Source organism: Streptomyces sp. NPDC001093, from assembly GCF_040298985.1.
Lineage (GTDB): Bacteria > Actinomycetota > Actinomycetes > Streptomycetales > Streptomycetaceae > Streptomyces.
The window spans coordinates 1-14,160 of record NZ_JBEPBF010000092.1; the positions used below are offsets into that span (position 1 = coordinate 1).

A 14,160-nucleotide genomic window follows, 5' to 3' on the forward strand; every position below is an offset into this window, starting at 1 on the left:
GTCCCCGGCGCCCCCGCCGCCCCGTACCGCCCGGCGCTTCCCTCCACCCCCGCCCCGTCGGACCGCGCCGACACACCCTAGGAAACCCACCATGAGCACCCATCGGCCACTGCGTCACGGCCCCGTGGTCTGCGTCGGCGAGACCATGGCCGCCCTCGCCCCCGACCCCCTCGGGCCGCTGGACGGCGCCGACCTGCTGCGCGTCGACATCGCGGGCGCCGAGTCGAACGTCGCCCTCTGCCTTGCCGACCACGGAGTCCCCGCCCGCTGGGTCTCCGCGGTGGGCGACGATCCCTTCGGCCGTCGCGTCCGCGCCCGGATCGCCGCGGGCGGCGTCGACGTGAGCGGCGTCCGCACCGACCCGGAACGGCCCACCGGGCTCCTGCTCAAGGACCCGGGCGCGCACGGCACCCGGGTCCACTACCACCGCGCCGGATCCGCCGCCTCCGCCCTCACCCCCGACGTACTCGACGACCCGGCGCTCACGGGCGCCGCACTCGTCCACCTCAGCGGAGTCACCCCCGCCCTGTCGCCCGGCTGCCGCGCCCTCGTCGAACGCGCGCTGCGCCCCGACCGCCCGTGGCCCGTCAGCTTCGACGTCAACCACCGCCCCGCCCTGTGGGCCGGCCGCTGCGCCGCCGACGTGCTGCGTCGGTTCGCGGATCTGGCCGACATCGCCCTCGTCGGCCTCGACGAGGCCCAAGCCCTGTGGGGGGACGGGATCACCGACGCCGAAGGGGTTCGTGACCTCCTGTCCGGTCCGCAGGTCCTCGTGGTGAAGGACGGGGACCGCGCTGCCACCGCATTCGTAGGGGCCGCCGCCCACCGTGTGCCCGCTCTGAAGGTGCGCGTCGCCGAACCCGTGGGCGCGGGCGACGCCTTCGCCGGCGGATTCCTCTGCGGCCTGCTGCGGCGCCTGCCTGTGGACCGCGCCCTGCGCCTCGGCCATCTGACCGCGGCCTCGGCCCTGAGGGTCGCCGCGGACCACGGACCGCTGCCGGACCCCGCACTCGTCACGGCGCTCCTGGACGCCGACGCGGAGACCTGGCGGGCCGCCGTGATCGACTGATTGTGTGCAACGCTGCGCCCGACTGACGTTGTGGGAGACACGTAGTCCTCGCGATCCGGTGAAAGGATGCCTGCCGGGAACTTTCACTGTGTTTCCTCCGCTCGCCGTGGAGAGCGCATGAGCCTGCTCCGCTACAGGCCCGTGGCCGGGCCGCGCCGGCATCTCGCCTGGCGCGATACCGACAAGTGGCTGCCCAGGGCACGGGCCTGGGTCGCCGTGCTGGTCCCGCCTCCTCATCGCGGAGGGCCGTACCGGGCGATGGCTTCGTTGAGTTCCGAGCGCTGCTTGTCGGTCATTGGCCCGAGGACGCAGATAGGCCAGACTCCGTCCCCGCGGATGGTCCTCTGCCCTGGGCAGTTCTGGGGCCACCCCGCCGGATCGGTGCCACGCTTGCGATCCACATCCTTCGTGAACTTGAGGTGGAGGCCGGTGAACTCATGGAGGACCCAGAAGTTGGTGACGATCCCCTCGATGGTGCACTCAAGCACCTGGCGCCACAGGTACTTGCGCGTGCCGAAGTGGCTGGTCGTCTCGATGTACTCCGGTCCGACAGACAGGGACCAGCCTTTGCGCGTCCGGTGCAGGTACGTCAGCACAGGAAGCACGAGAAGGAATCCGAGCGCGAACAGTCCGAAGACGGTTGACAGCACGAACCACGCCATCCAGCCGTCTGCCTGCCCGGTCCCGACCTTGATGCGGTGCAGCAGCAGCGGTATCAACACGCCCGGCGCAGTCACCGGCAGCAACACCTTCGCCAGGCCGACCAGACAACCCTTGTGCGAGGAATCGGTGTAGGCGGACAGGGGATCCTTTCCCGTCCACGAGATGGTGAAGGAGGCATCCGGTTTGGGTGGTTTCTGGGTGACCTCGGAGGTCTTTGTGTGCGGCGATGACGGCTGCTCCATCGTGGTCGGCGGGGTCGGAGCGGTTTTCGCCTCCTGCCGGGCGGCTGATACAGCTTGGGAGTCGCGGCCATGGCTTGTCGGCGAAGGACTATCGGTTACGTTCCTGGCAACCGGGCATCTGTCGGCGGTGTCCGTGCCACGCTGGTTGGGATGCGGCAGATTGCGGGCGATCAGCCTCTGGCGCAGATGAGGGTACAACTCGGCAAAGGTCAGGATGGGCGGGCCGCCGGCGATCCCGGTGCTGATCACATCGAGGAGTTCTCCGGTGAAGGCGGTGCTGGTGTCGGCTTCCCCGGCGTGGGCGGCGCGGTCGGCGGCGGTGAGGGTGTAGGTGCCGCGGATGTCGGTGATGTCGGCCAGGACTTGCCGATCCCCGGCGAGCACATCGATGGCACGCCCGGAGTAGCAGCAGTCCAGGACGACGGCTTTGACCTTGGCTGGGCTCCCTAGCAGCACGCCCCGGATCTTGGAGTACTCCAGCCCAGTGACGTCGGGTTCATCGGCAACGGTGTCACCCACGGCCAGGACGAGATCTCCGTTCGCGGTGACGGTGCCGTGGCCGACGAAGTACAGCAGCAGCACACCGGTGGCGCCCTGAGCATGGCGACGTAGGTCACTCATCACGCGACGGCAGTCGACTGGATTGCGCATGGGAATGACCTGATCGCGGGGCCAGCCGCCAAGATCCTTGGCGACGAGCATTCGGTGCATGCCTGACAGGCTGTTTTTCGCCGCGGGCACGGACGGGAAGGAGTGATCCTGGTAGTCGGAGACACCAATCAGAACGGCGAGGGATCCGGACCGGTCGATTCGGTCAGTTCCTGGTGTCATCAGCACTGCTCAACACCTGGGTGATCAGACTGGCGGGATCCTTGACGCGCTGGGCGTCGATCTCGATCGTGTGGCCGTTGGCGGTGAAAGTCATCTTGATGTCCGCACGCCGGGTGCGCAGCCACGCGGACAGTGACTGAGCCAGTGCCACACCGACGCCGCCGGATCCTACGGCGACGCTGATCACGTCAAGCCCGCTGCCGAGCTCCGTCGCTGCTATGTCTCCGCGTACGACCTGGACTGTGCCCTCCAGCTCACGTTCCGCGCGGAGCCATCTGGCAAGCGCGGCCAGTTCCCCGATCTCGTCGCCATCTCTGATGGGTGCGGTTCTTTTCGAGGGACGGTCGCGAGCAGGTGCGCCCGATTACTCGTAGACGGTCGCCGCCGTGAGGGCTCGGGCGAAGTACGCCCAGTCACCCTCGGCCGGCAGTTCTTTGCCGAAGTTCCGGTACCAGTTCTCTGAGCCTTCAACCCATGCCGCAAGGGCCTCCAGGAAGCGATCGAGCGTCGGGTTCTCCCACTCGTGACCTCGCTGCTGGAAGTCGCGGTGCAGGTCACGAAGGAAAGCGACCAGTTCATCACGGTCGCGGAGTTCCTCATCGGGGGACAGCAACATGGCAGCACCGTATCCGCAGTAAGCACCTACGTGTCCTGGGGCCGTGTCCCGGCGGACCGCAGGAACCACGCGGCCGACTGCATCGGAACCGATCAGGCGGTCAGTCTGTATGTGGCCTGGTCAGGGTTGGGGTAGAGGCGTTCGTGTTCGCGGGTGGTGTGGAACGTCCAGTAGGTGTCGAGGTCGCCGTTGCTGGTGACGGCGCGGAGTTTGAGAACGGCTTCGGCGCCGGCGAGACCCCAGCGGGCACCGGTGATGTCGAGGCGGTCGGCGATCAGGTGCCGGCAGGCGCCCTCGATCGCGCCGGTGGCGATGGGCCAGCCGGCTTCGAGGGCGGTGTCGTAGTGGAGTTGGTCCAGGTGGCCGGTGAGGTAGCGGTGGCAGGTGATGACCGCCTCGCGGGGTGAGGTCGCCAGGTGGGCCTGGTCCGCCAGGGCGAGGAGTTCGTCGGCCACGCGGGCGGCGTGACCGGCGAGGATCGCGGTGAGCCGGTCGGCGGTGAAGGCTTCGGCCTCGCGGCTGCCGGGCTTGTGGAAGGCGTGCGCGGCTGCCCAGACGTATTCGGTGACGTGGACGAAGTCGATCAGGACGTGGATCGTCACGCCTCGGCGGGCGGCTTCGGTCCGGATGACGTCGAGCTGGTGACGGGCGCCGTCGACCAGGACGATCCAGTCGCGCAGGTGGTGTGGGTCGCGGGCCTGGGCCTGGCCGAACGCCTCGCCGATGACCTCCTCGGGGGGTTTGACCAGGGAGGCGGTCAGCCACTTGTTCTCCGCCCTCGGGCGCGGGCGGCGGGTGCGGCGTCCGCTGCGGCCCTCGGGCGGCCCGATCACGTCGTGCGGGCGGCGCGGGGCGGGGCGGGTGTCGAAGACGCAGGCGATGGTGGCCATCCGTTTCCGGTTGGGTTTCTCTCCCGGGGCTAGCCGACCCCGCCGCCCAGCGGCGGCGGCCTGGGCCGCCTTGCGGCGGGTGGCCTCGCGCAGGGCTTCGGGCCGCATGACCACGCCCTTGCCGTCGGCTTGGATCACCAGGGGCATGTCTCGGCTGCAGGGCAGCGGAATCCTCGCCCGGTAGAAGCCGTCGACGTCCGCGGCGGCCTCGACGACCAGTTCTTCCAGCCGGCGTTTGCCCAGCACAGGCCCGCACTGCCGCCCGACGGCAGCCAGGGCCTGGTCGATGGAGCCACGGACGGCCTCGACGACGGCCAGGCGGCGCAGACCGGCCGAGTGCCGGCCCGCTGGCAGCGACAGCAGCACGTCCGCGGGATGCACGTTGCCCGCCCCGGGCCCGCGATGCGCGACGCGGCGTACCCGGACGTGACCGAAGACGGTGGACAGCCACCGCTCATGCCCCCGCTCCCGCCACGGACGCGGCCGGCCCTCCGGGCCCGTCACCCGCAGACCGGGACGGACAGCCAGGTGTTCCTCCTCGCGTATCGCGCGCAGGTCGAGGTGGTCCTGCAGCAGTTGGCGCATCAGCGCGCGTCCCGCCTCCTGGAGGTGTTCCTCCAGCTCACCGTGGGTCCATTCTCCAGCCTCCTGGCCTGACAGGGTGGCCGTCAGCAGGTGGAAGGCACCGACCGAGCGCGCAAACGCCTCAGGCGTGCCCCGGGTGTCGTAGTGTTCCATCCGGGCTCTTCTCTCGGTGATTCGTCCTGGTTGGCACCTACGAATCTAGAAGGAAGAGCCCCTCTTTCAGGGCGAGTTGGACGAATGAGTCTTTCTGATGCGAGACGGGGTGAACAGGCCGGGAGTGGTCTCGTCCAGCCAGCCCCGCACCACCAGGCGCTTCAGCTTCGACCGCGTAACCTCGATCTTCCCGTTCTCCACCGGCAGACCGATCCTGGGCACGATCTGCTTGGCCCGCACCGGCCCCGGCGCATCATCGACGACCTCGAGAATGTCCTGGTAGACCCGCGGCAGCACACGCACCTCCATACCCGGCTGCCACTTCGGCACCGACAGCATCCCCACGACCCGGCGCTCCGCCCCTTCAAACGGAGACCCCTCCTCCACTGGCGTCGGCGTCTCGTGCACGGACTCGTCCACGGCACCGCTGTCCGTCATCCTCGCCAGGAGCTCACCAGCCGTCTCACGAGTGATCACCAGCCGTGAAAGTCTCTCCCGTTCAGCCTCCAGCCGCTCGGCCAACTCGGCCATCCGGGCTTCGAGTTGCACCACACGCCCCCGGACCTCGGCCTCCTCGGCCTCGATCGCCTCGAACAACGAGCCCATCGACACCGCCTCCTCCCCCTCAGGAAGAAGACCTGCCCACCCAGACGCCAATCAACGTCTCCCCAGGTCAGCCCATCCCTCGAAACGAGCCGCACCCAACTCCTCGACACCCACCCCTCCAACGACCCCGCATACCCCGGAGCCGCCTCCAAGGTCGCCGACGGCTGGGAGGCCAACCACGCAGTCCTCGCCCACCTGGCCGACCACACCATCCACGCCCGGGCACAGCCCGGCCGCCGACGCAGATGAGCAGCACGCGTCCGCAGCGTGCGCATCGGCCGGGCTGCGGGCGCTGTGCATCAGGCTCCGGCCGTGACGAACGCCGTCAACACGCCGGAACTGCGTGCCGGTCCGGTGTCCGGAAAGCCGACATCCCCTCTACGCCCCGAGTCCACGCCCCACAGCAGGAAGAACAGAGAAGTGGGTGGGAGGGACAGGGCGCCGGGCAGGGGCGAGGGATCGGGGCGCCGCTGGTGCTCCTTGCACGCGACGGCGGGGCCGCGCGCGATGCGGGACGGACAAGCCGCCCGCCGGTCAGGGGGTCGTTGGCTGCTGCGGGTTTTGGTCGCGGTATCGGCGGAGGGCACTGAGGATGTGCTGCTGGTGCAGGTCCGGGGTTGCGAGGGTGGTGGAGAGCGGTAGCTGGGGCGGGGTGGCATCGATCTGGGGCGCGAGTTGGGCCATGATGCGATCGAGCCCGATGAGGACGTTGAACCGATCGAGGTCCACGGGGCTCAGGAGGGGCATCCCGTTCATGAGCTGGCGGGGCGTCAGTCTGACGAGCAGAGCGAGGAGTTCCCAGTCCTGATTGTCCAGGCGCTCTCGAGTCCATTCACCTGCCTGGTCCGGGGCAAGCATCGTCCAGGCGAGAAGCAGTTCGCGCTGTACGGGTGTGAGTTGGTCGGCGCCGTGTTGTGCCGCGGGCAGCAGGTGGTGGGCAAGGTGCGTGGCTAGGACGTCGCGGGCTGTGCGGGCCCAGGCGGCCAGGTTCGCATCTGTGGCGAGGTCGCCAGTCTGCTGCTCTGTGGGGTAGGCCGTGTTACGGAGGGTCTGGACGGCGAGTACGCCGCCGTCCGGTGTCTGGGCCATGCGGGCCAGTGCCTCAGGGCGCTGCTCGCTTGGCAGGTCGGCCAGGACGCGCCGCGCGAGGTGCTGGACGGCTGATTCGGGCCGGAGCAGGCCGAAGGCCTCGGCTGGGCCCTGGACGTGGCCGTACTCGTCCGCCAGCAGGGCCAGCAGCGCCTCGGATTCGGTGGCAGCCAGTGGGAGGCGCTGTTCGAGGCGGCGTATCACGCGGTGCGTATCAGTGCGCAGCCTCTCGAACAGGGCAGTTGCCTCGTCTGAAGTCTGTCCGCTGACGATCTGCTGGACGGCGCGGTCGAACGTGGCTTCCGGGAGGTCGTCGTCCGGCACACGGAAGGAGGTGTAGCGATCGAAGTAGTCGCTGCTGCCGATGCCGTGGCGCCGTTCCGCGTCGCCCGCCGCGGTTGCCTGCCAACTCTCCAGCACGTTGGCTACCGGGCTGAAGAGCATTCCGAGCAGGCCGATTACGCTGTCGATGTGCTGGTCCGCGACATCGGCGCGCTGGACGCGGTCTCGCCAGAGCTTCAGCCCATCAAGCTGAGTGTGGTGCCTGGGCGTGTAGGTGGTGCCCGTCAGTTCCGCACGGTGCCGCTTGATCATCGCGTACACGCCGGGTTCCATGGTTCGCAGGAACGTCACCAGCATGAAGTCGACGAGGTCCACGTCACCAACGACTGAGCCGAGGCTCGCGTCAGCCTGACCCATGAACCGCTTGATCGACCGTGGCGTCTGCAGACGCTGCTGCAGATACGACGCATACGCCTCGCCGAGTCGGGACATGTCCGTCGGCGTCAACTGCCGATCATGGCGCTCAAGGAGCGCGGCGACATACAGATTCATCAGAGCGAGCGCCTCTTGCTCGCGAAAGGCTGGCAAGTCGAGGCGGACTTGCACGATCTTCTCCAGGAACTCCCGGGCTCGCGAGACCTCGCCGCCAACCAGGTCGCTGCGGGTGAGCACATCGAGCAGTGTGTGCTCGTCGTAGCTGAGCAGGTAGTGCACATTGGGCAGGCGCCCGATCAGCCGCACGAGCTTGAAGACTAGGAGCAACTCGTCGGGGGTGAGGCGGTCCAGGTCGTCCATCACGACCAAGATGGGAGTGTCGGCCTCGCGTAGCACGGCCTCGACTTTACGCTTCGTCGCCGTCGCGCTGGTCTCGCCCGCGATGCGCTTGCCTATTACCTTCATAACCCCCGAGGCGTTCACACCCGGGAGACCCGTCAGGCTGCCCAGCGGGGATACCTCCTGAGCGAACTTCCCCAGGTTCTCCCTCGCCGTCGACCACCGCTTGTCCTTAGGCAATGCGGCGCGGATCTCCGCGAACAGCCCCGACGTTAGCGATTCCAGGTCTGGGTACAACCACGGGTTGATCTCTGCAATCAGCCAGCGCTCTGTCTCAGCCGATTCCTCGCGCAGCGCGTCCATCGTCATCGTCAGCACGGACGACTTCCCAGACCCCCATGCTCCGATCAGTGCCAGCACACTTGAGTCGCTCTGCGTGCGGACGCTGCGCACAAGAGCTGCTGCCTCGCGCGCGTAGCTTCGGCGGCCCAGCAGATCAGGAGCAGAGGGCGATCCGTCGACGGGGTCATCGCTGAACAACGACAGGGAAGGCATGCCGGACATCATTGCGTATCCGCCGCTCTGCAGCCCGCTCTCGTACCGACGCGCAACGGCCTCAGTGCCACGTCCATGTCCGGTCAGCCGCATAGGAAACCCCGTCGTAGCGGCAAGGGCTGCGGAGTACGGTCGTCCTGTGAAGCGGAAGAAGCCAGTCGCGCCGGCCCCGGAGGAGCTCCGGGCGGAGGCTGCCGTCAACGAGATCTTGGGAACCTGGCGGGACGGCCACGACGACCAGACCGAGAACGGAATGGTGGACTTCCTCCTCGAGCCCGCCGTCGACGGAGCCGGGCCGAAGGTCGCGCTGGAGGTGTCCTCCACGATCGACCCAGACCGCCAGAACCTGTGGGCCGGCCTTGACCGCCAGTACGACCACCCGGTTCCGGGACTGCAAGGCGACTGGATCGTTGAGTTCACCCCCCAGGCACAGCTCAAGAAGATCTCGGGGCCCCTAGCGGCCCTCCTGCTGCGCCAGGAACAGGCGAATCTGGACACGATCGGCCTGAACGGCTGGGACGACAGCACCCCGGACGGTCAGTTGCCTACCCCGCCGCACGCGGCCGACCTTCAAGAGCTCGCCCAGCTCCAGGTCGTGCGGGCGCTTCGGATCCGCAGCGACAAGGCGTCGGGCCGGATCCTTCCCACCGAGTTGAACTTCGCCGTGGCCAGCAGCACCGTTGACACCATCTCGCCCTACGTCGACGCGTTCCTCGCCTCGAAGGGCGAGAACAAGGTGAAGAAGCTGGCCCGTCATCCCGACCGGGAGGGGCACCTCTTCCTGTGGGCCGATCCCGCCCATCTGGACATCACCATGTCGCTGTCCCGCGGGTTCGTACCCACGGACAGCCCGAATGTTCCGGCAGAGGTGCACACGATCTGGCTTGGCTCGTTCCACGTCGACCAGGCAGTGTTCAGATGGACCCGCTCGGGATGGTCGATTCTCGAAGTGACTTCGTGGAGTGGACAGGTGTAGGCCATGCTGCCCGTCAACTGCCCCACCGCTGCGAGTGGTAGCCCACTGCAAGCAGCACATTTCCCCGGGCCTCGAAAGGCGCGGGGACCGGGGACAGGGAGGGAGCAGTCAGAGACTGTCTCAGTAGGAGTCCTCCCGTTCGGAGGGCGGCCCGTACTGCTCGATGAGGTCGCAGGTGCAGGTGCCGCCCTCGTGCAACTCCTTGTCGCACTCATCGTGGTGGTTCCGCTGCGGCAGTGGCTTCACCGGAACAGGATGCGTGGTGTCTGCGGTGGGCCGGGCTGGGGCGGGCCGGTCGGCGGCCCGGAGTTCGATGTCCACGACAGCGGAGGCGATTTCGTCCTTGCGCCATTGTTGGGGGAGTTGCGATTCACCAGGCCGCCTGCGTAGGCCATGCGGACGGCTGGCACAACCGGCTGCGCGACGCCTTCCTCGCCACAATGGCCGACCTCGGCGCGCACGCCGATACGCCGCCGGCCGACCTCCTCGCCGCGACGGACGGCTGGCGCGGCCCGTAGCTGGCGATCGTCGTGGACGCGGTCAAGGCGACGGTCAAGGGAGGGCTGGGCAAGCTGCGCGAGCGGCCCCGGGGCGAGGGTTGGAGGCCGGGCGAGCCGTGGCGGGCGCTGTCCCGGCCGACGTGGCGGCCGGACATCCGCGCGGCGATCATCTCCCGCACGCGGATCAATTTCCACCGGAAGATCGTCAAGCATGCGGCGTTCACCGGGCAGACCCGGTGGCGATCCTGTCCGACTGCGTTGTGTACGCGGTCGACGGCGAGATGCCGCTGGACTTCCTGCCCTACCGGAACGGCAAGCCGCTGCCCGGCGGCTTCAAGCTCGGCATCAACCCGGGCCTGGTGAAGTGGGAGGGCACCCAGAGCGGGCTGTGGGGTGAGGGCGTGCGCGAGCAGTTCAACGCCCCGGAGCTCAACCTCACCCAGTACATCAAGGACGGCACCGTCACCGATCAGGACACCGGGGAGTAGGTAGAGCGCGATGAGCCTGTTCGGGGGACGGCCTGGACGCCGCGGTGCAGAAGGCGTTCACCCGCCCCGCGCCCAAGAGCGCGGGCGCGCAGATGCGCTACCTGGTCAAGCAGCTCAAGGGCACCAACTCGTAAGGCGATCGCCCAGATGCTGCGGATCTCCCAGCGCACCGTGGAGCGGTACGTGAAAGACCAGATCAAGAAACCCCGCCCGGACCTCGCCGCCTGCCTGGAGCGTGAGGTGAAGAAGCGGTGGCAGCCGCAGATCCGCGCCAAGGCGCGACAGAAGGCGGCGACCACCGGCGGCATCGTCATCGACACCCGCGCACGGATCGGCTACACCGCGCCGATCGGCACGACGGACGAGGACCGGCTCCGGCACCTGACGGTCGCGCTGCTACCCCAGTACGCCGCCCAGCTCTTTGAGGCCCAGGAGCAGGGTGCCAGCGACCAGCAGCTCCAGCAGATCGCCGCCGAAGCGCTCAAGGAGGTGTACTTCCAGGACGGTGGCCGCCGCGCCGGCCAGTTCGATCTCTGCCCCGGCCGCGGCGACGAACGCTCCGACTTCCGGTTGCATTTGACGTGCGCCCTGGGCGGAATGGGCGACGCGGGCGTCCCGGGGACCAGGCGGGCTCACCGATGTTGCGCGTCGGTGGGCCGCCGCCCCAGCAGCTCGGGCAACGGGCGCCAAGTGGCTGTCGGGGGGAGAGTATTCGGTTCGTCGGACAGCGGCTTGCGCACTAGATTTCTTCACCCGTGGCGAGGTCGAGCCGGTTTCGCCTTCGCACCTGAGCAAGGGGATACGCGGCATGAACGCCCGCAGCATCGATCTCGACACTCTCCGCCGCGGCCTGGAGACCAGTGAGCAGGATGCGTACGTGCGGGCGATGGCTGTGCGAACAGGTACGGGATGGGGGCTCTATCACTGTTGGGCGCTCATCGGGGCCGAGCCGCCCCAGTGGTCGGAAGCCCTGTGGGAATACCAGGACCATGCCTTCGTCGCGTGCCGTGTGCCCGCGGCGGTGCTGGCGGGCCTGTGCTCACTGGAGGCAGGCTCGGCTCTCGCTCTCGGCCCTCTTGCCGTATCGGTTCCGGCAGCGATTGGCCCCGCATACAAAAACCGGCACCCCAGCTACGCCCGGCATGAACGTGCTCCGCTGCCGGTCCCGGCAGAGGACGTCATGATCGCGCCAGCAGACCGGGGATCGCGCAACGTGCCGCAGACGATCCTGGTGGGCGAGGGCGTTCCGTCGTTCCCGGAACCCAACAGCGCTTGGCGCGCCTTTTTCGAGGGCGACTTCTCACTCATCGGCGCGCAGGGCCCGCCCGACGACCTGGCCCGGCTGCGTTTCGCCGAGGGAGGCGCCTGGCTCGGCCGAGTGCACGTGACTCCGACGCAACTGGTCGTCGTCGTGGAAGGCAGCCGTGTGAACGGCGCGGAACTCGAGCTGTTCGGGGAGTCCGAGCGCAGCAGCCGTCGGCTCGAAGCGGCGGGCGAGGTCACCTTCCCGCTCGTGCACGGCCTGCCTGCGCACGCGTGGCTGTGGCTGAAGCGAGGCACCATGTGGCTCGACTACCGCTCGATCGATCCCGGGTCCGGCTGGACGGGCGATCTGGACCGGGCAGGGGTGGAGATCGAGGTGCCAGTCGAGCCGCAGGTCCGCATCGAGGCCCTGATCGCCTCCGGTGAGGGACCCCAGGTCGAATTCAAGGAGTGCCTTCCGACCAAGCAGGGCCGGCGGACCCTGAAGACCGTCGCGGCATTCGCCAACGGGGACGGCGGAACCATGGTCTTCGGCATCAACCGTGATGAGGTCACGGTCACTGGCGTGAACGAGGACAAGCCGCCCACCAAGCTGCGCGACCACCTGGTCGACCTGGTACGGGGCACCGTGTTTCCGATGCCCCACGTGGAGGCCCGGGACTACAGGATCGACGGCAAGCTGATCCTGGTTCTTGAGGTATCGCCGGGCACACACCCGCCCTACGGGCTGTCCACACCCGACACACGCGACAAGCCCGAGTACTTCGTCCGCCGCGGCGCCAGCACCTTTCCCGCACAGCCGAACGACCTGAGCGAAGCCGTTCTCAGCAGGAGACGCACCGAGGGCGACGCCTCCAGTGGGTTCACACGCTTTCGGTCAGCGCGGACCGGCGCCTGACGGCGTCGAGAGCTACGGCAGGCCCCAGCCCTGCATCAGCGTGAACCGGCGGCGATCTCGGCTTCGGCCTGCTGTCCCTGCCGCGCCCGGTTCTCATCGACCAACTCCCTCGCCTTGCCCGGCGCTTCGCGCTGCCGCTGGGCACGGTTGGCGATGGCCTGGGCCCATCCCTACGCGGACAGCTGGACGGAGGCGGCCCGGTTGGCCGGTGCCGCCGATCCGGAGGCCTTCGGCGAGCGGGTCCGCCGCAAGCTGAAACGGCTCGGTGACCGGTACACCCAGCGCGCTGCTGCCGTCCTGGGGCGGGCCGTCGTGTTACCGCCCGGGGCGGCGGTGTTGGGGATGGAAGAATCCTCATCACCGCAGGGAAGGCGGCACAGACCCACTGCGGCAGCTGGACCGCACCACGCGGTCTGCACTCGAGTAGTACGGCTGTTTGCAAGCTAAAGGCGCCGTCCTGGTCTGTGCCGGAATAGAGCGTCCGGAGGGGCCAAGGCCATGCTGCAGTGTCGTGGAGTTCTACTGTCTGGCCCCTTCTGGTTCTGCGCTGGTCTCGTCCTCGATCAGCCCGTAGGGGGGCTGGTCCTCGTTGCGGCTGTAGCGGGCTACCACGCTGCCTTCCGCGAGCAGTGGCGGGCTGTTGTCGACGATGATGAGCTGCGCCTTGGCGCCTCGGTCTGCCAGCCAGACGGAGAGGTGGTGGTAGAAGTCGTCGATGGCGACGGCATCGGCGATCACCGCATCGAGGGTGCCCACGCCGTGACCGAGGTTCTTCTGCGGGCTGTCGATCATGAGGAAGCCAGGGTGCGCGGCGCTGGTTTCGACGGCGATCTCGAAGACAGCCAGCTGCCAGGCCAAGGTCAGGAGCGTGCGGGCGCCAGAGGACGCCTCCTGGTAGGGCTCCCCGCGGACGAACGGTGTGAGGTCGGGCTTGATAAAGGGCTGGCTGAGCTTGGGGTAGCGCCACTCACGCAGGAGGTCGCCGTAGCGGCTGCTCACCTGGGCGATGATGCGGTCACGGTCGTACGTCGCGTCACCGAGCTGCTCGAGTTCCTCCTTCAAGCGGGCAATTTGCGCCTCGTGCCGCTCTACGACGGCCGCGCGCTTGGCGAGCCCTTCCTGGAGCCTTGCGGTGCTTTCAGCCTGGTCGATGAGGCGGAGTACCTGCTCTCGCCGACGGTGGAGGTCGTCGCGGGCGACAAGGAATGGCGATACCGAGGGCGACGTTGCCTCGTCCAGCGCGGCGGCCGCCTGCTCCTCAACAACGGCCGCCTCTTCGGCCTGTAGTTTGAGCGTGGCCAGTGCCTCGTCCAGGTCCTCGATGTAGTTGGTGATCTCTTTCAGACGGGCCTTGGTCGATCGGATCTCGGCCGCGACATTGACGCGGTTGCCCTCGGCTTGGCTGCTGGTGTCCGCGTCCCCCAGGGTTAGTGCCCCGTCAGCATCGGGCAGGTCGTGGCTACACATGCTGCACTGCCCGTCCGCGGCGGTCGGTGGGGCCGGCAGGCGATTCAGACAGGCAGGGCAGGTGGGTCATGTCCCACAATGTGGTGTAGAAGCGATCACGAGGAAGCTGCAGGTCACGTGCCCAATCAGCCTGCAGGATGCCTCTGCCTACTGGCGGCCCGGGCGTCATGGCCGGGGTGGCAGACAAAGAGCCCATGGTCCTGACCTCGGGGA

General features: G+C 68.3%; 11 protein-coding genes and 3 pseudogenes. 6 read left to right on the plus strand and 8 right to left on the minus strand.

Going from position 1 to position 14,160, the window contains the following annotated elements:
* Nucleotides 1–91: 91 nt before the first annotated feature.
* Complete coding sequence (locus ABT288_RS33930) at nt 92–1,069, plus strand: sugar kinase (RefSeq protein WP_351616127.1); 978 nt, start codon at nt 92–94, stop codon at nt 1,067–1,069.
* A 233-nt stretch (nt 1,070–1,302) separates the two neighbouring features.
* On the opposite strand, the gene ABT288_RS33935 is transcribed toward ABT288_RS33930, so the two are convergent.
* The 5 genes from ABT288_RS33935 to ABT288_RS33955 all read right to left on the minus strand — a co-directional run bounded on the left by ABT288_RS33935 (nt 1,303) and on the right by ABT288_RS33955 (nt 5,655).
* Nucleotides 1,303–2,805, minus strand: a complete 1,503-nt coding sequence (locus tag ABT288_RS33935; protein ID WP_351616212.1) for a caspase family protein — start codon at nt 2,803–2,805, stop codon at nt 1,303–1,305.
* The gene (locus ABT288_RS33940; RefSeq protein ID WP_351616213.1) at nt 2,789–3,124 is read right to left on the minus strand and encodes an effector-associated constant component EACC1; all 336 of its coding nucleotides are present in this window, start codon (nt 3,122–3,124) and stop codon (nt 2,789–2,791) included. Before ABT288_RS33940 ends, ABT288_RS33935 begins: the two co-directional genes overlap by 17 nt.
* A 45-nt stretch (nt 3,125–3,169) precedes the next feature.
* Complete coding sequence (locus ABT288_RS33945; protein WP_351616130.1) at nt 3,170–3,421, minus strand: DUF7660 family protein; 252 nt, start codon at nt 3,419–3,421, stop codon at nt 3,170–3,172.
* Nucleotides 3,422–3,513: 92 nt separating this feature from the next.
* Entirely contained in the window at nt 3,514–5,049 is a 1,536-nt protein-coding gene (locus ABT288_RS33950; RefSeq protein ID WP_351616133.1) for an ISKra4 family transposase, read from the minus strand.
* A gap of 66 nt (nt 5,050–5,115) precedes the next feature.
* Complete coding sequence (locus ABT288_RS33955) at nt 5,116–5,655, minus strand: hypothetical protein (protein ID WP_351616136.1); 540 nt, start codon at nt 5,653–5,655, stop codon at nt 5,116–5,118.
* A gap of 96 nt (nt 5,656–5,751) precedes the next feature.
* Between ABT288_RS33955 and ABT288_RS33960 the strand changes: the two are divergent.
* Nucleotides 5,752–5,904, plus strand: a pseudogene (locus ABT288_RS33960) (helicase); the annotation flags it as partial.
* Nucleotides 5,905–6,189: 285 nt separating this feature from the next.
* Here ABT288_RS33960 and ABT288_RS33965 read toward each other — a convergent pair.
* Complete coding sequence (locus tag ABT288_RS33965; protein ID WP_351616139.1) at nt 6,190–8,355, minus strand: P-loop NTPase fold protein; 2,166 nt, start codon at nt 8,353–8,355, stop codon at nt 6,190–6,192.
* A gap of 139 nt (nt 8,356–8,494) precedes the next feature.
* Between ABT288_RS33965 and ABT288_RS33970 the strand changes: the two genes are divergently transcribed.
* Nucleotides 8,495–9,331 carry a hypothetical protein gene (locus ABT288_RS33970; RefSeq protein WP_351616142.1) on the plus strand — a complete coding sequence of 279 codons (837 nt, stop codon included), beginning with the start codon at nt 8,495–8,497 and terminating at the stop codon, nt 9,329–9,331.
* A 120-nt stretch (nt 9,332–9,451) separates the two neighbouring features.
* Here ABT288_RS33970 and ABT288_RS33975 read toward each other — a convergent pair whose 3' ends face one another.
* A complete protein-coding gene (locus tag ABT288_RS33975; protein WP_351616145.1) occupies nt 9,452–9,577 on the minus strand; it encodes a hypothetical protein in 126 nt (41 codons plus the stop codon).
* Between the two features lie 146 nt (nt 9,578–9,723).
* Between ABT288_RS33975 and ABT288_RS33980 the strand changes: the two are divergent.
* From ABT288_RS33980 to ABT288_RS33990, 3 genes and pseudogenes are all read left to right on the plus strand, one after another.
* Nucleotides 9,724–10,319: pseudogene (locus tag ABT288_RS33980) on the plus strand (telomere-associated protein Tap); the annotation flags it as partial.
* Nucleotides 10,320–10,329: 10 nt separating this feature from the next.
* Nucleotides 10,330–10,892, plus strand: a pseudogene (gene tpg / locus ABT288_RS33985) (telomere-protecting terminal protein Tpg); the annotation flags it as partial.
* A gap of 235 nt (nt 10,893–11,127) precedes the next feature.
* The gene (locus tag ABT288_RS33990) at nt 11,128–12,480 is read left to right on the plus strand and encodes an AlbA family DNA-binding domain-containing protein (RefSeq protein WP_351616147.1); all 1,353 of its coding nucleotides are present in this window, start codon (nt 11,128–11,130) and stop codon (nt 12,478–12,480) included.
* 519 nt (nt 12,481–12,999) lie between these two features.
* Here ABT288_RS33990 and ABT288_RS33995 read toward each other — a convergent pair.
* Nucleotides 13,000–13,947: a hypothetical protein gene (locus ABT288_RS33995; RefSeq protein WP_351616150.1), complete on the minus strand. Its 948-nt coding sequence runs from the start codon at nt 13,945–13,947 to the stop codon at nt 13,000–13,002.
* Nucleotides 13,948–14,160 lie beyond the last annotated feature (213 nt).